At 71.5% G+C, this 13,429-nt stretch carries 10 protein-coding genes; 3 read left to right on the top strand and 7 right to left on the bottom strand.

All coding sequences use genetic code 11. The features are described 5' to 3' along the window. Positions 1-49: 49 nt before the first annotated feature. Complete coding sequence (locus AB0B91_RS36435) at positions 50-1,744, bottom strand: FAD-dependent oxidoreductase (RefSeq protein ID WP_358329586.1); 1,695 nt, start codon at positions 1,742-1,744, stop codon at positions 50-52. A 110-nt stretch (positions 1,745-1,854) separates the two neighbouring features. Between AB0B91_RS36435 and AB0B91_RS36430 the strand changes: the two genes are divergently transcribed. Further along, positions 1,855-2,445, top strand: coding sequence for a TetR/AcrR family transcriptional regulator (locus tag AB0B91_RS36430; protein WP_358329826.1), 591 nt, complete (start codon positions 1,855-1,857; stop codon positions 2,443-2,445). Here the strand turns inward: AB0B91_RS36430 and AB0B91_RS36425 are convergent. From AB0B91_RS36425 to AB0B91_RS36415, 3 genes are read right to left on the bottom strand one after another with little or no spacing between them, the layout of a single operon-like run. After that, a complete protein-coding gene (locus AB0B91_RS36425; RefSeq protein WP_358329583.1) occupies positions 2,411-3,625 on the bottom strand; it encodes an amidohydrolase in 1,215 nt (404 codons plus the stop codon). The genes AB0B91_RS36430 and AB0B91_RS36425 overlap by 35 nt on opposite strands. 54 nt (positions 3,626-3,679) lie before the next feature. After that, on the bottom strand, positions 3,680-4,801 hold the full coding sequence (locus AB0B91_RS36420) for an amidohydrolase family protein (protein ID WP_358329580.1): 1,122 nt from the start codon (positions 4,799-4,801) through the stop codon (positions 3,680-3,682). Between the two features lie 48 nt (positions 4,802-4,849). Beyond that, a complete protein-coding gene (locus AB0B91_RS36415; RefSeq protein WP_358329577.1) occupies positions 4,850-8,236 on the bottom strand; it encodes a phosphodiester glycosidase family protein in 3,387 nt (1,128 codons plus the stop codon). Between the two features lie 251 nt (positions 8,237-8,487). Here AB0B91_RS36415 and AB0B91_RS36410 point away from each other — a divergent pair, with 251 nt between their 5' ends. Together AB0B91_RS36410 and AB0B91_RS36405 are read left to right on the top strand one after the other, a co-directional pair. Continuing rightward, a complete protein-coding gene (locus AB0B91_RS36410) occupies positions 8,488-9,147 on the top strand; it encodes a hypothetical protein (protein ID WP_358329574.1) in 660 nt (219 codons plus the stop codon). A 346-nt stretch (positions 9,148-9,493) separates the two neighbouring features. Further along, positions 9,494-10,216 (top strand): VIT1/CCC1 transporter family protein, encoded by a 723-nt coding sequence (locus AB0B91_RS36405; RefSeq protein ID WP_358329571.1) that lies wholly within the window; start codon positions 9,494-9,496, stop codon positions 10,214-10,216. A 77-nt stretch (positions 10,217-10,293) separates the two neighbouring features. On the opposite strand, the gene AB0B91_RS36400 is transcribed toward AB0B91_RS36405, so the two are convergent. The 3 genes from AB0B91_RS36400 to AB0B91_RS36390 are packed head-to-tail and all read right to left on the bottom strand — an operon-like array spanning position 10,294 to position 13,392. Next, entirely contained in the window at positions 10,294-10,881 is a 588-nt protein-coding gene (locus tag AB0B91_RS36400; RefSeq protein ID WP_358329568.1) for a LysE family translocator, read from the bottom strand. Positions 10,882-10,905: 24 nt separating this feature from the next. Further along, entirely contained in the window at positions 10,906-11,280 is a 375-nt protein-coding gene (locus AB0B91_RS36395; protein WP_358329565.1) for a spore germination protein GerW family protein, read from the bottom strand. 15 nt (positions 11,281-11,295) lie between these two features. Next, complete coding sequence (locus AB0B91_RS36390) at positions 11,296-13,392, bottom strand: alpha-galactosidase (RefSeq protein ID WP_358329563.1); 2,097 nt, start codon at positions 13,390-13,392, stop codon at positions 11,296-11,298. Positions 13,393-13,429: the final 37 nt, after the last annotated feature.

Below are 13,429 nucleotides of genomic sequence, written 5' to 3'. Positions count from 1 at the left end.
CGCGGATGCCCCTCCGTCATGGCCATCGGGCGTCGCGGATGGCCCTCCGTCATGGCCATCGGGTGTCGCGGATGTCCCACTTGTTGGGCAGGCCGAGCCGGTACCGCAGCTTGTCCTCGGCCTTGTCCAGCTCGAACAGCGGCGAGCGGTAGAGCTGGTGCACCGAGCACCGCGCCGCGCTGGACCCGGCGGCGTCCAGCAGGGCGTTGACCGCCTGGCGAGCCCCCTGGTTCGCGCCTTCCATGGTGGTGACGTTGATCGGCGTGCGGACCCAGTCCCCGGCCAGGAACAGGTTCGGGATGGCGGTCTTGGAGTCGGGCCGGTCGCTCCAGGAGCCGGGGTGCTGGATGAACAGCGGCTCGTCGTTCGTGCCGCTCTGGATCGCCGGGTCGAGGAACCAGGAGTGGAGCAGGTCGTCGGTGACCTCGGGAATGTGGGCCTTGATCTCGCTCCAGGTCTCGGTGGCGATCTCCTGCGGCGTGCAGTCCTTGGCCTGCCTGCCGTTGAACGTGCCCGGCGTGAACCAGTCGGAGATGATCGTGGACAGGCAGTCCTTGACGGTGCCGTCGCCGTAGGTCGAGAAGTCGCGGTTCCAGAACTGGGCCTGGCTGATCGAGGTGACGGCCCAGGCGGAGTCGACGTAGTTGACGTGACCGGGGGTCAGCGGTAACTCCTTCTTGAGGTAGAACATCAGGCCGTTCATCCAGTCCTGCCGCAGCCGGGCGATCCCGGCCAGCCGGGGGTCGGCGGCGACCAGCGCGGGCGTGATGAGCCGGGTGGCGCGCTCCGACGGCATGGCGACGATGAACCAGTCGGCGCTGATCGTCCCCGAGGCCCCGGCCGTCGCCCCGGTGATCCGCCCGCCGGACAGGGTGAGGCCGTCCACGGTCCAGCCGACGTTGAACTGGACGCCCTTCGAGCGGAGGTAGGCCACCCACGGGTCGATCCACATCTCGCTGGTGGCGCCGTCGAGCACCCGGTCGATCGAGCCGCCGGGCTCGTTGCCGAGGCCGAGGGCGCTCCACAGCGTCGCCTCGCCGACCAGGCCGATCGAGTGGGTGCTGGCGTCCTTGGACTTGGTGGCCGCGAGGTTGCGTACGGTGCCGTCGGCGACGATCTTGTTGTACTCGTCGGAGAACCAGTCGGCCCGGATGAAGTCGGCCCAGGTGATGCGGTCCCACTGGCCGAGACGCCGTTCGTCGCTGCTGGTGGCGTACACGGCGATCTTCTGCGCGAAGAACGACGCCTCGGTCAGCGAGATCTTGTAGAGGCTCTGCAGACCGGAGATCAGGGTCGCGATGAGGCTGCTGAGCGAGTAGATGCTGGGGTTGGTCGGCAGGGGGAAGGGGAAGGGCGCGGTCAGGTCGGGGCGGTCCTGGCGGGACATCAGGTAGGAGGTGGCGCGGGTCAGGTTGCCCCAGCAGCCCTGCGCGTTACCGGGGAACGGCGTGCGCCGCATCGTGTCGGTGAGGTCGAAGTAGAAGCCGGGGAAGAAGCGGAAGCCGTGCTCGCCGGGTAACCCGCCGGGCGCCTCGATGCTGCGGGCCTTGCCGCCCAGGGCCTTGCGCTCGTACACGGTGACCTCGAAGCCGCGTTCGATCAGCTCGTGGGCGGCCGACAGCCCGGCCACACCGCCGCCCAGGACGGCCACCCGCTTTCCCGGCGCCTGCGCGGCGCCCAGGACGCCGACGGTCGCGGCCGCTGCGGTGATCTTGAAGAAGTCTCTGCGCGTCCCCTCACTCATGTCGCCTCCAAGGCGTGAGGTGGCTTTGCAGAGATTCGTAACACGTTGTTGGCGCTCCGCCAATAGAGATTGGCGACGCGCCAACCGGGAAAAAATCCGGCGTGGAACGGATGGACCCCGACGACCGCCGGCAGCAGATCCTGGACCGCGCGCGGACGATGTTCCGCGAGCGTCCCTACGGGGAGGTGTCCAACACCGAGATCGCGGCCGCGGCCGGGGTCAGCCGGGGGCTGCTCAACCACTACTTCGGCACCAAGCGCGAGCTCTATCTGGCGGCGGTGGCCGAGCTGCTGAGCGTGCCGCCGGTGCCGGTGCCCGAGTACGTCGAGGGCGCGAGTGTGCGCGATCGGGTCTGCGAGAGCGTCCACGGCTGGCTGGAGCTGCTCGAACGCAACCAGGAGACCTGGCTGGCCGCTCTCGGCACGGGCGGCGACCCCGAGCTGGAGCAGATCGTCGACGAGGCCAGGGAGCGGGTCGTGGACCACATCATCGAGGTGGTCGGCCTCGGACCGGTGGCCCGGTCACGGCCGGAGGTGCGCGGGATGCTGCGCGGGTTCAGCGGCATGGCGGAGGCCACCTCGTCGGAGTGGCTCAGGCGCGGGCGGCTGACCCGGCATCAGGTGCACGTGTTCCTGGAGGAGGCGCTGGTCGGGCTGCTCGTCGACATCATTCCGCGAGTGCTGGACGACCCCCCGCCGTGAGATATCCGGCCAGCAGCGCCTCGGCCGTGGCCCCCACGGCGTCCTCGCGGGGCAGGAAGTCCGGGCTGTGCAGTCCGGCGCCGGTGTCGACCCCGACGAACATCATCAGCGACGGCATCACCGACGCGTAGGCCGCGAAGTCGTCCGCGCCGCACGAGCGCAGCTCCTCGGTGACCGTCCATCCCCGGTGCCGCAACAGGTCTCCGCTCTGTACGGCCAGCGCCTCGTCATTGGCGAGCACCGGCTCGCCCAGCAGCACGCGTACCTCGCCGTGGCAACCGTGCGCCCTGGCCACGTCCTCGGCCACCTGGGTGAACCGGTCGTGCAGGCCGCGGCGCCACGGCTCGGACATGGTCCGCAGCGTCCCCCTGGCCACGGCCTCGCCGGGGATGGCGTTCGGCGCCGTGCCGGCGTTGACCATGCCGAACGTGACCACGGTGGGCACCATGGGGTCGGCCGACCGGCTGACCAGCTGCTGGGCGGCCACGATGATCTGGGACATGGCGACGACCGGGTCACGGGCCAGGTGGGGGTAGGCGGCGTGACCCTCGGCACCTCTGACGGTCAGCTCGAACTCGTCGGCCGAGGCGTTGACGGCACCCGGTGTGCAGGACACCACGCCGGAGGCGAGCACGGGCTGGACGTGCGCGCCGATCATGGCGCGTACCTGGTGACGGTCGAGCACGCCGGACTCGACCACGTCGAAGGCGCCGGAGGGGTAGGTCTCCTCGCGCGGCTGCAGCACCACGACCAGCGGCGCGACCGCGTCCCAGCTCCAGGAGTCCGTCCGCTCGGGGGAATCCACGCCCTCCTCCACCGTGGCGCGGACCTTCGACACCGCGCGGGCCAGGGCGACGACGGCGGCCAGGTGCACGTCGTGGCCGCAGGCGTGCATGGCGCCGTTGGTGGCGGCCCATCGGACGCGGGTGCGCTCGGCGATCGGCAGCGCGTCGAGCTCCCCGCGTACGCCGACCGCGGGACCGGGGCCGCCGATCCTGATCACGGCGCCAGTGCCGGCCACGTACTCCACGAGGCCGCCCGGCAGCGCGTCAAGCACTCGTCTGAGCGCCGGCCCCTCCTTTCCCGACAGGCACGGCTGCGCGTGCAGCTCCCGCCTGAGCTTCGCGGCCGCGGGCAGCTCGGCCCGCAGCGCCTCGCGCAACAGTTCCCCCGGACTCACTCACGTACTCCCCTCGTCACTCCTGTTCCCCCGCTGCCCATTCCGGCGCCGTCCTCACGTTCCCCGGCCCAGGTCGTACACGCGGCGGGCGTTCTCGGCCCCCACCATGGTCGCCACCCGCACCGCCTGCGCGGCCGACCACTCGCCGTCGGCCACGAGGCCGCCGAGCACCCGTCCCATCGCCCGCCGCCACAGCTCGGCCCCGAGATGGTGCAGCTCGGCGGGCCCCCAGGCGTCGGAGGAGAACAGGATCTTGGCGAACGGCGCCAGCTCCAGGCTCTCCGCCACCAGCTCGGCGCTGCGCGCGCCGGTGTAGGTGACGCCCAGGCCCACGTCGAAGTACACGTTCGGATAGGCCTGGGCGAGGAACCCGGCCTGCCGCTGGTACGGGTAGCAGTGCAGCAACAGCAGCGGCACCCCCGTCGGCTCCGCCAGCTCGATCAGCCCGCGCAGCAGCAGCGGGTCGGACCGGCGCAGGTCCACGTCGGGATCGCCGAAGCCGGTGTGGAACTGCAGGGGCAGCCCGAGCTCCAGACCGGTCCAGATGATGTGGCGCAGCAGCACCGGGTCCCGGAGCCGGCCGCCCTCCGCCAGCCATCGGCCCGCCGCCTCGGTCACCTCGTCCGGGCCGGGCGGCGCGGGGTCGAAGTCGAGGCCGTGCCGGTAGGCGGCGATGCTCTTGAGGCCGCGGGCGGTGCGGGTGCGTTCGTGGAGCGCCTCGGCGAACCGTCCGGCGAACCCGGTCGCGTCACCGCCCGCGACCTGCTCGGCGACCGACTCCAGGCGGACGATCTCGTCGGCGGGCCGGCCGCTGGCCTCGGCCATGCCCGCCGGGCTGAGGATCTCCTCGCCCCGGTAGCCGGTCTCGACGAGGAAGTGACCCACCCCGCCGGCCGCCAGCAGCCGCCTGTTGACCTCGGCCGCGCCCAGCCTGACCCGCCTGGCCAGGTATTCCTCGGGCGTGGCGTACGGGTCGAGGCCGAGCACGGGCGCGCAGTGGCGCAGGATCGCGTGGCCGACCTGGGAGTCGAACTGGGTCATCCAGGACGGCACCGGCCGGTCCGACTCGGTGATCAGCTCTTCGAACGCGGTGCGCGTCAGGTCGCGGGCGGTGGCTCCATGCACATGGTGGTCGACCAGGGCGAGCCGTTCGATGGTCTCCACGAGGTCGGTCATGACCCCATTGTGGGGGTCACCCTTCTGAGGTGACCCCCACCCCTGAGGTCAGGCGGCGGCGTTGGCCGTCAGCGCGACCGTCGCCTGGCGGGTGACACCGCTGACCGTCAGCGCGACCGTCACCTGCCCCTTCCGCAGCGCCGTGAGCGTCCCCGTCGCGGGGTCGAGCACGGCGACGTCCCAGGGCTTGGCGCTCTGCCGCGACCCGATGTGCAGGTTCGGCGAGCCCGACCACGCCACGGACACCGGGTAGGCGGCGGGCACCACCCGGGTGCCCTGCGTGAGCGTGGCCGTCACGGCCGCCGCCTTGCCGACCTGCACGCTCTCGGGGGCCGTGAGCGCGAGGTCGTCCACGTGCGGCCGTACCTGGGCGCCGAGCCAGTCGGGCGCGTCGGCGAACCAGTTGCGCCTGACGTGCTCGGCCTCCTTGGCGGTCACCGGGTCGACGCCCCACAGCGACCAGCCGGTGAAGCCGCCGTCGTCGGCCGCGGTGGCCGGGTTCTTGCCGGAGTTGCCGTTGATGAAGTACGGCACCGCGTCGACGTGCGAGGCGTTGAACGTGCCGACGTGGGCCCCGATGTAGGCGGCGCCCTTGCCGGTGCTCCGCTGGAAGTCGGCCAGCCAGCCCTCGACCAGCGCGGCCTCCTTGCGGTCGCCGAGCTGGCTGCCCTTGCCGGGCGTGGGGTCGCGCGGCGGCACGTGGAACAGCACCGCCACCGAGCCGACGGACGCGTCACGGGCCGCCGCGTCGAGCTGGGCACGGAGCAGGGCGACCTGGTCGAAGCCGCCGCCCCGGAGGTTCAGCCGCGAGGTGTCGAGCGTGACGAACCGCGTGCCCTTGTGGTCGAACGTCTGGTACGTGTCGCCGAAGACGGCCTTGAAGTTGTCGATCTTGCCGCCCATCACCTCGTGATTGCCCGGGATGTAGTGGTAGGGCAGCGTCCCGCCGAGCTCCTCGTCGAGGATCTTCTTGGCCAGCGCGAAGTCCTCGGGTGACGCCTCGTCCACCAGGTCACCGTTGATCAGCAGGAAGTCCGGCTTGGCGGCCTTGATCTCCCGCAGCGTACGGCGGGCGTTCTTGACGATGTCGCTGTCCGGGTCGCGGGCGACGAACTGGGCGTCCGACATGACGGCGAACCGCCACGGCATCTTCGCCACGTCGGGCTTGACGACGGGGTCGGCGACCTTCTGCGCGGGCGGAGCCGTCACCGACGGCGGCACCTTGGCCACCAGCCCGTCGATGAGGATGTCGTTGGTGTACTTCTGGTCGGCCTTGGTCTCGGCCACGTAGAAGCGCCGCAGCTTGAGCGGGTAGCTGATGCCGGGCGGCACGGCGAACTCGACGTACTTCCAGCCGGTCCAGGTCATGTACGGGCCGCGCAGGATCTGCGACTGCCCCTGGCCGTCGTAGAACTCCAGGCTGGGCCACTCGCCCTTGCCGGTGGAGTTGATCCACAAGCCGAACGCCTGCGGCTGCCCCGCCACCACGATCTGCTGCGGCGGGCTGGCGTAGGCGGCGCGGGTCGCGGTGGACTGGGTGAAGTCGTACGACAGCTTGAGCCCGCCCCCGCTCTGGCCGGGCGCGGCCGACAGCGAGCCGGTGGCCCGGGCGGCGGCGAAGCTCCACTGGGCGGCGTTCTCGAAGTCGGCGACCGGCTTGTCCTCGAAGCCCACGGTGACGGGCACGGCGGTGCTGATCTTGCCGACCTTGGCGGTGATCAGCCCCGCCGTGGTCGCCTTCTTGGACTTGACGGTGAAGTAGCCCTGGTCGGCGGGCGTCACCTCGAAGGCGTCGTGGTCGTAGTCGAGGGTGAGGTCGGCCGGTTCGATGGGCGCGGTGTTGCCGTTGTGGTCGTAGCCGACGACGCCGAAGGTGGCCGTGCCGTCCGTGCCGGCCAGGCCGACCCGGTCCACGGTGGTGCCGAGCCGCTGCAGCGGCTGCAGCACGGTGAGCTCCAGCGTGCCCTTGGCGCCGCCGCGCGAGGCGGTGACCGTCGTCTGGCCGGGGACCAGGGCGTGGAATCTGCCGTCGCGGATGACTCCGTGGACCGCCGGCTCGGCGCGCCAGGACGGGGTCCCGGCCGCCGGGCCGTACGTCTCGTCGTAGCCGGCGGCGGTCAGCCGCCGCGTGAGGCCGGGGAAGACGCGGTCGGGACGGCCGCCGGCGATGGGGGCGGCGCCGGGCGCCTTGGCGGGGTCGCCGGCCGTCTCCAGCCAGAAGCCCTTGAGCTTGCCGCTGCCCTCGGGGGCGAACAGGGCCAGCCCGTTCGGCACGTGGCGCTCACCGCCGTCGGACGGGCTGTTCTCGACCTGGACGTCGGCGGAGCCGGGCTCGCGGGCGAGCATGGTGGAGGAGCCGCCGCCGTCGAGGTTGAGCGCGTTCGCGGCGCCGAGCTCGACCATCATGGCGGCCAGCTCGTTGAGCGTGACGCCGCGGCTGTCGGCCTGGCGGCCGTCCACGGTGAGCAGGTACATCTTCCTGCCGTCGGCGGAGAAGCCGACCGCGGTGCGCGGGTGCGCGGCCGGGTCGGTGGAGCTCTGCACGGCGCCGTCCTTGACCAGGACGTAGTTGCCGCCGACCGCGGCCTTGACCGCCTTGCCGTCCGACGACTTCGGCTGGTACTTCACATCGACCTTGTCGCCGGCCTTCAGCCCGGCCAGGGCCGCGGCTCCGGCGTCGCGGCCGAGCAGGATCGTGGTGCCCGCCGGGATCGGGCCGGTGCCCGGCGCCTGCCGTACCGCGGAGACCACCCCGTCGACCAGCTCGACCTCGGTCACGGCGGTGGCGCCCTCGACGGCGCGGGCCCGGTTGTAGGAGCCCCACAGCGGCGTGAACAGGCCGACGCCGCCCGCCTGGACGATCTGGTTGAACTGGGTCAGCGTGACCGGCGCGCCGCCCGCGGGGGTGGCGGTGCCCTCGAAGTACATGTTCAGCACCCGCCCGAGACCGTCGCCGGTGACCGCGACGGCCTTGTCATGGCCGGAGGCGGGCGACTGGACGAGCGTGCCGTTCTGGATGCCGATGCCCAGGGCGGCGCCGGAGCTGTTGATGTCGAAGAAGTCGCCGTTGACGGCGGCGACGGCGTGGGCCCGTTTGGCCGGCCCGGACAGCGGCTCGGTCTTGGACACCTCGCCGGAGTAGACGTAGTCGGCCTTCGCGGCGCCCAGGTCGGCGGTGACGGCGTCGGCCCGCAGCCAGCCGAGCTCGTCGTAGCGGTCGAACGAGGTCAGCGAGATGCCGGGGGCCACCGGCCGGGTCTTCTTGGCCGTCTCCAGTTGCTTGCCGGTGACGGCCTGGGTCAGCAGCGTGGAGGGGGGCGGATAGGACGACGCCTTGAGCGCGTCCTCTATGGGGGGTTGGGGATCTGCCTGCGCGGGCGCGGCGATCCCTAAGACGAGCGCGGCCGCGGCGGCCGCGTAGCGGAGGGTGTGCACGACCGAACTCAATCGTTCGTGGTTATAACTTTCAAGACTTGACGGTGAACTAAAGAAAAATTTCAGCCCCTGCGCGCCGTGGGATCTCTGTTACCCGAGGTGCGTCTGCGGCGGCAGGGCAGTCACAGAGAGATCCAAAACCACCCATCACTGGCGTTGTGCCTCTCATCGGCGCAGACTGGAAAGACGGCGATCCCGTAGAGCAGCACCCGTGAAGCAGTGGAGCACCCGTGGACAATCAGCTTGATCACATGCCGGTTCTGTCACGCGGCAGGCATCGCAACCCGAAGCGCGGCGCCTGTTTCATGGAGCTGGCGTCCTACCTAGCCGGAGAGCGGTGGAGTGACCACCCGGCCTGCACGCACCCGCTGCTGGCCGCACTCGCCCGCTTGGTCAACGACAACACCAGCGACGCGAACCGGGGCCGGCTCGTGCGCCTCGTCCCCTCGATCATCGACCTGGCCACCGACGACCTCCGGGTGGACGCCCGGATCGCGCTGCGATGCGCGACGACCGCGCTGCCGGTCTCGGCGGCCGAGCGTCAGCTGGCGCTCGCGGTGTCGGTCCTGGCCGCCGAGGAGATGCTGGCCCGGCTCGACGGCAGCCCGTCGGATCGGTTCAGCTCGATCACGTTGAGCGAGGAGAGCCAGCTCGCGATGGCGCAGGTCCCGCACGCGGCTGAGCAGGCCAGGCGCTTCAGCCGCGCCGCCCGGATCACGGAGAAGGGCTTCCGCCGGTACGCCGCGCCGAACGCGGTGCAGCTCTCGGTGGTGGGCATCGTCCAGGCCTGCATCACCGACCCGGACACCCTGCTGCGCAACCTGCTGACAGGCACCATCGCCGACTGCACGGCCCTGATCCGCGGCACAACCACCGAGACCCCGCGACCCGCCCTGCCCACCCGCGTCTGACCGCCCTCTGGGGAGGCACCACGCCTCCCCACCGGCTCAGGCGTCGAGCAGGTCCGCCGGGTCGAAGGAAACCGCGAACGGGTCCGAAATCGTCAACCTGATTGCCCAGTCCTGGGCTCACGACCTCGATGTGCTCCCCGGAGTCGGGCAGCTTGAGCCAGTCGGCGAGGTCCATATGACCGAGTCTCGCACGCCGGCGATTTCGGCTTCATTCCTTTCGAGGATCCGTACGCACGTTCGCCCCCCGCTGCTCCGCCGCAGGTCAGGGAAGCCTCCCCTTCGTTGCGGATCATCGTGACTTCTGCCTAAATTTCGTACTAAGGCGTTACTGAAGCGGAGGATGTTCATGACCATCGAGCTCGACCGGCCGTACTCTCCCGAGAGACACCACAGCCACCGAGACGTGACCGGCGGCTGGCTACGGCCGGCGGTGTTCGGGGCGATGGATGGGCTCGTGTCCAATTTCGCCTTGATCGCCGGAGTCGTCGGAGCGGCGGGCGCGGGGCGGGGCGCGGTGCTCGCCGGGTGCGCCGGGTTGATCGCCGGGGCGTGTTCGATGGCCGCGGGCGAGTACACGTCCGTGAAGTCGCAGACCGAGCTGATGCGGGCCGAGATCGCCGTGGAGCGTCGTGAGCTGGCCCGCGACCCCGAGGGGGAGCTGGCGGAGCTGGCCGCGATCTACCGGGCCCGCGGGCTGGACGCCGAGCTGGCGGGGCGGGTGGCGGCCGGGCTGTCAGCCGACCCCGAGCAGGCGTTGCGGGTGCATGTGCGTGAAGAGCTGGGTGTGGATCCCGATGACCTGCCGTCGCCGTTCGTCGCGGCCGGGTCGTCGTTCGGCGCGTTCGCGGCCGGCGCGCTGGTGCCGCTGGTGCCGTTCCTGTTCGGGGCGTCGGGACTGACGGTGGCGCTGGTGCTGAGCCTGGTGGCGCTGTTCGGGTTCGGTGCGGCGGTGGCGCGGATGACGGCCCGCCCGTGGTGGCTGGGCGGCCTGCGCCAGCTCGCGCTGGGCGCCGGGGCCGCCGCCGTGACGTTCGGCCTGGGCCACCTGCTCGGCGTCACCGTCTCATAGGTCGCTCTTCTCAAAGAGCGGCTACGGCCGGGTGGCGATGGCCAGGTTGACGCCGAGGGCGATGAGGGCCGCGCCCGTCAGCCCGTCAGCCCGTCGACCGCCTTCCGCACCGCCGGCCTGGCGAAGACCTTGCGCAGCGCTCCCACGATGTTGGCCACCAGCAGGAACCACAGCACGGTCCCCGCCAAGGCGATCACCGACAGCGTCAGCGTGTCGGCCATGGACGCCCCCTCGCTGACGAACTGCGGCACGAGCGCCACGAAGAACAGCGCCGCCTTGGGGTTGAGCGCGTTCGTCAGCAGCCCCTCGACGAACGCCGCCCAGGAGCTCCGCTTCCCCGGATCCAGCGGCTCCAGCCGCGGCTCGCCGCCCTTGCGCAGGGCCGCGCGCCACGCCTTGACCCCGAGGTACAGCAGGTAGGCGGCCCCGACGATCTTGACGATGGTGAACGCCAGCGCCGAGGCCGCCAGCAGCGCCGCGACGCCGGTCGCCGCGGCCACCACCCAGGCGAACACGCCGACCGAGATGCCCAGGGCCGCCGCCATGCCGTACAGGCGCCCGGAGATCGCCGAGCGCCGCACCACCACGGCGAAGTCGGGCCCCGGGGACATGGCCCCGAGCATCACCACACCGCCGAAGGCCACCACTTGCGGCACAGAAGTCATGACGCTCACCTTATGCAAGGAAGATCAGCGCTTGCGGCTTTTCTTGAGGCCCTTCTTGAGGACCGCCCGGATGGTCAGCAGCAGCACGACGGCCACGATCTGGCCGCCGATGACGATGCGGTTGACGTCGACCGCCGGCTGCCAGCGGACGTCGCCGTCCTTGATCACGTACACCCCGGCGGGGATGGCGCCGTAGCCGAATCCGCCGCCGCTGCCTTCGCCGCCGGGCGCGGCGTCCGGCCCCGAGGAGGCCTCCTGCCTGCCCATTCCCCCGCCACCGCCCTGGACGATCCGGGCGACGGGGATGACCGTGACGTCTCCCTGCTGTATCGGGTCGCCGAAGACCCGCTTGACGGTCACGGCGTCCTTCGAGCGCTCCACCAATTCCATGAAGTTCATTCCCACATGCTGACCCTAGACCCGGCGCAGCACCACCATCTCGCTGCGATAGTCGGGGCCGGAGTGGAACCACGTGGGCAGGGTGAGCCCGTGGTGCATCAGCGTGGCCCCGTGCCAGGAGCCGTCGGACCCGGCGTAGACGGCCGACGGGTCGAGCCCGGCCAGCCGGAGCCGCCGGGGCGGCTGCTTGTCCAGCGCGAACGGGTTGTAGGCGAGCACGACCACCTGGTCGCCGAGCGTGTACTGGACGGCGGAGGCGCTCTCGCCCGGCGTCCCGGCCAGCCGGTGCAGCGTCCCGTGCTGGATCACCGGCCGGACCGCCTTGTAGTCGGCGATGAGCCGCCTGGCCTCGTCGAGCTCCGCGGCGCTCCATCGGGTGAGGTCGCCGCCGACGCCGAGCGTGCCCGCCATGGCCACGTGGAAGCGGTAGCGCAGCGGCACCTCCCGGTGGGTGATCGGGTTGGGGCTGTCGGTCACCCAGCACGACATGGTGCTCGCCGGGTAGAGGTAGGAGAAGCCCCGCTGGATCACCTGCCGGTCGCGGGCGTCGGTGTTGTCGGAGGTCCACACCTGGTCCGTACGCCGCAGCATGCCGAAGTCGGCCCGGCCGCCACCGCCCGAGCAGGATTCGATCCGGAGCCCCGGATGGCGCCCGCGCAGCTCGTCCATGATCGCGTAGACGCCTCGGGTGTGCTCGATCCAGACCAGGTCGCCGCCCTCGGCCCAGCCCGCCTGGCTGAAGCTGCGGTTCATGTCCCACTTGAGGTAGTCCAGGCCGTACTCGCGGACGAGCTGGTCGAGCCAGCCGAGCGCCCACTCGCGCACGTCGTCGCGGGCGTAGTTGAGCACGAGCTGGTTGCGCATGGTGTCGCGGCGGCGTTCCGGGTAGTGCAGCACCCAGTCGGGGTTCTTCCTGTACAGGTCGCTGTCGGGGTTGACCATCTCGGGCTCGACCCAGAGCCCGGCGCGCAGGCCGAGATCGTGTACGCCCTGGAAGAGGGGGCCCAGGCCGTCCGGGAAGCGCTCGGGGTTGGGCCACCAGTCGCCGAGCCCGCGCGTGTCGTCGGTGCGGGCGCCGAACCAGCCGTCGTCCACCACGAACAACTCCACGCCGAGGTCGGCGGCGCGGCGGGCCAGGTCGAGCTGGCCCTGCTCGGTGACGTCGAAGCCGGTGGCCTCCCACGAGTTGTACAGGACGGGCCGTTCCTCGCCGGGCGTGGGCAGGACGTGCTTGCGGGCGTAGTCGTGCCAGGCCCGGCTGGCGGCGCCGTACCCGCCGGCGGTGTGCAGGCCGAGCGCGGACGGGGTGCGCAGCGACTCGCCGGGGCCGAGCGGCCAGGTGAGGCCCTCGTGGCCGAATCCGGCGCTCACCGCGACGTCGCCTTCGGGGCGGCGCTGCGTGGTGAGCCGCCACGAGCCGCTCCAGGCGAGCGCGACGGTCCAGAGGTCGCCGGAGTCCTCGGTGGCGTCGCCGAGCATGATCCACGGGTTGGCCTTGTGCGAGGTGGTGCCGGTTCGGCTGCCGAACGTGGTCTCCCCCGCCGGCAGCTCGCCGCTCTGGAGGTGCGTCTCGCGGCCCCATCCTCCGGCGGCGCCGGTGTAGCGGAAGCCCGCCTGTTCGGGGATGACCCAGCTGCCCGAGTCGAGGCGGCGCAGCCGTACGGGCGCCGCCGACTCGTTGGTGACGCTCACCCAGCGCTCGACGACGTCGCAGTCATCCTGGACGCGCACGTGCAGGCCCACCCGGAGGCCGTAGGCGTGGTCGCGCAGGACCACCTCGATCTCGTTCTCACCGAGGACGGCGTCGTCGAAGCCGAGCTCGACGGAGCGGATCTCACCCTCGTAGACGACCTGGAGCGAGGGCACGCCCCAGCGCCGGCCGCCGTCGACGGGCAGCAGCTCCGAGGCGTCGTCGGGGTCGAGGAAGCCGGTGACGATCCAGCCCGGGGCGTGCTCGGTGACCTGGCCGAGGGCCGCGGCGGGTAGCCGCGGCCCCCAGTACCACTGCACGACCCGGGTGTCCTCGCCGGATTCGACGCCGAAGACATAGGAGGTATTGCGGGTGAGTGCCGCCCAAGTGTGCTCGTGGGCCGGAACAGGGATGAGGGGCATGCCTGTGATCGTCGGACCTTTCGGCGCCGCCGTCAAA

This window comes from Nonomuraea sp. NPDC049141 (genome assembly GCF_040648415.1).
Lineage (GTDB): Bacteria > Actinomycetota > Actinomycetes > Streptosporangiales > Streptosporangiaceae > Nonomuraea.
This window is presented reverse-complemented; position numbering and strand designations above follow the sequence as displayed.

Bases quoted from the DNA above. Each gene is read 5' to 3' on its own strand.
- AB0B91_RS36435 (WP_358329586.1), bottom strand. From the start codon at position 1,744: ATGAGTGAGGGGACGCGCAGAGACTTCTTCAAGATCACCGCAGCGGCC.
- AB0B91_RS36430 (WP_358329826.1), top strand. From the start codon at position 1,855: ATGGACCCCGACGACCGCCGGCAGCAGATCCTGGACCGCGCGCGGACG.
- AB0B91_RS36420 (WP_358329580.1), bottom strand. From the start codon at position 4,801: ATGACCGACCTCGTGGAGACCATCGAACGGCTCGCCCTGGTCGACCAC.
- AB0B91_RS36410 (WP_358329574.1), top strand. From the start codon at position 8,488: ATGCCGGTTCTGTCACGCGGCAGGCATCGCAACCCGAAGCGCGGCGCC.
- AB0B91_RS36405 (WP_358329571.1), top strand. From the start codon at position 9,494: ATGACCATCGAGCTCGACCGGCCGTACTCTCCCGAGAGACACCACAGC.
- AB0B91_RS36400 (WP_358329568.1), bottom strand. From the start codon at position 10,881: ATGACTTCTGTGCCGCAAGTGGTGGCCTTCGGCGGTGTGGTGATGCTC.
- AB0B91_RS36395 (WP_358329565.1), bottom strand. From the start codon at position 11,280: ATGAACTTCATGGAATTGGTGGAGCGCTCGAAGGACGCCGTGACCGTC.
- AB0B91_RS36390 (WP_358329563.1), bottom strand. From the start codon at position 13,392: ATGCCCCTCATCCCTGTTCCGGCCCACGAGCACACTTGGGCGGCACTC.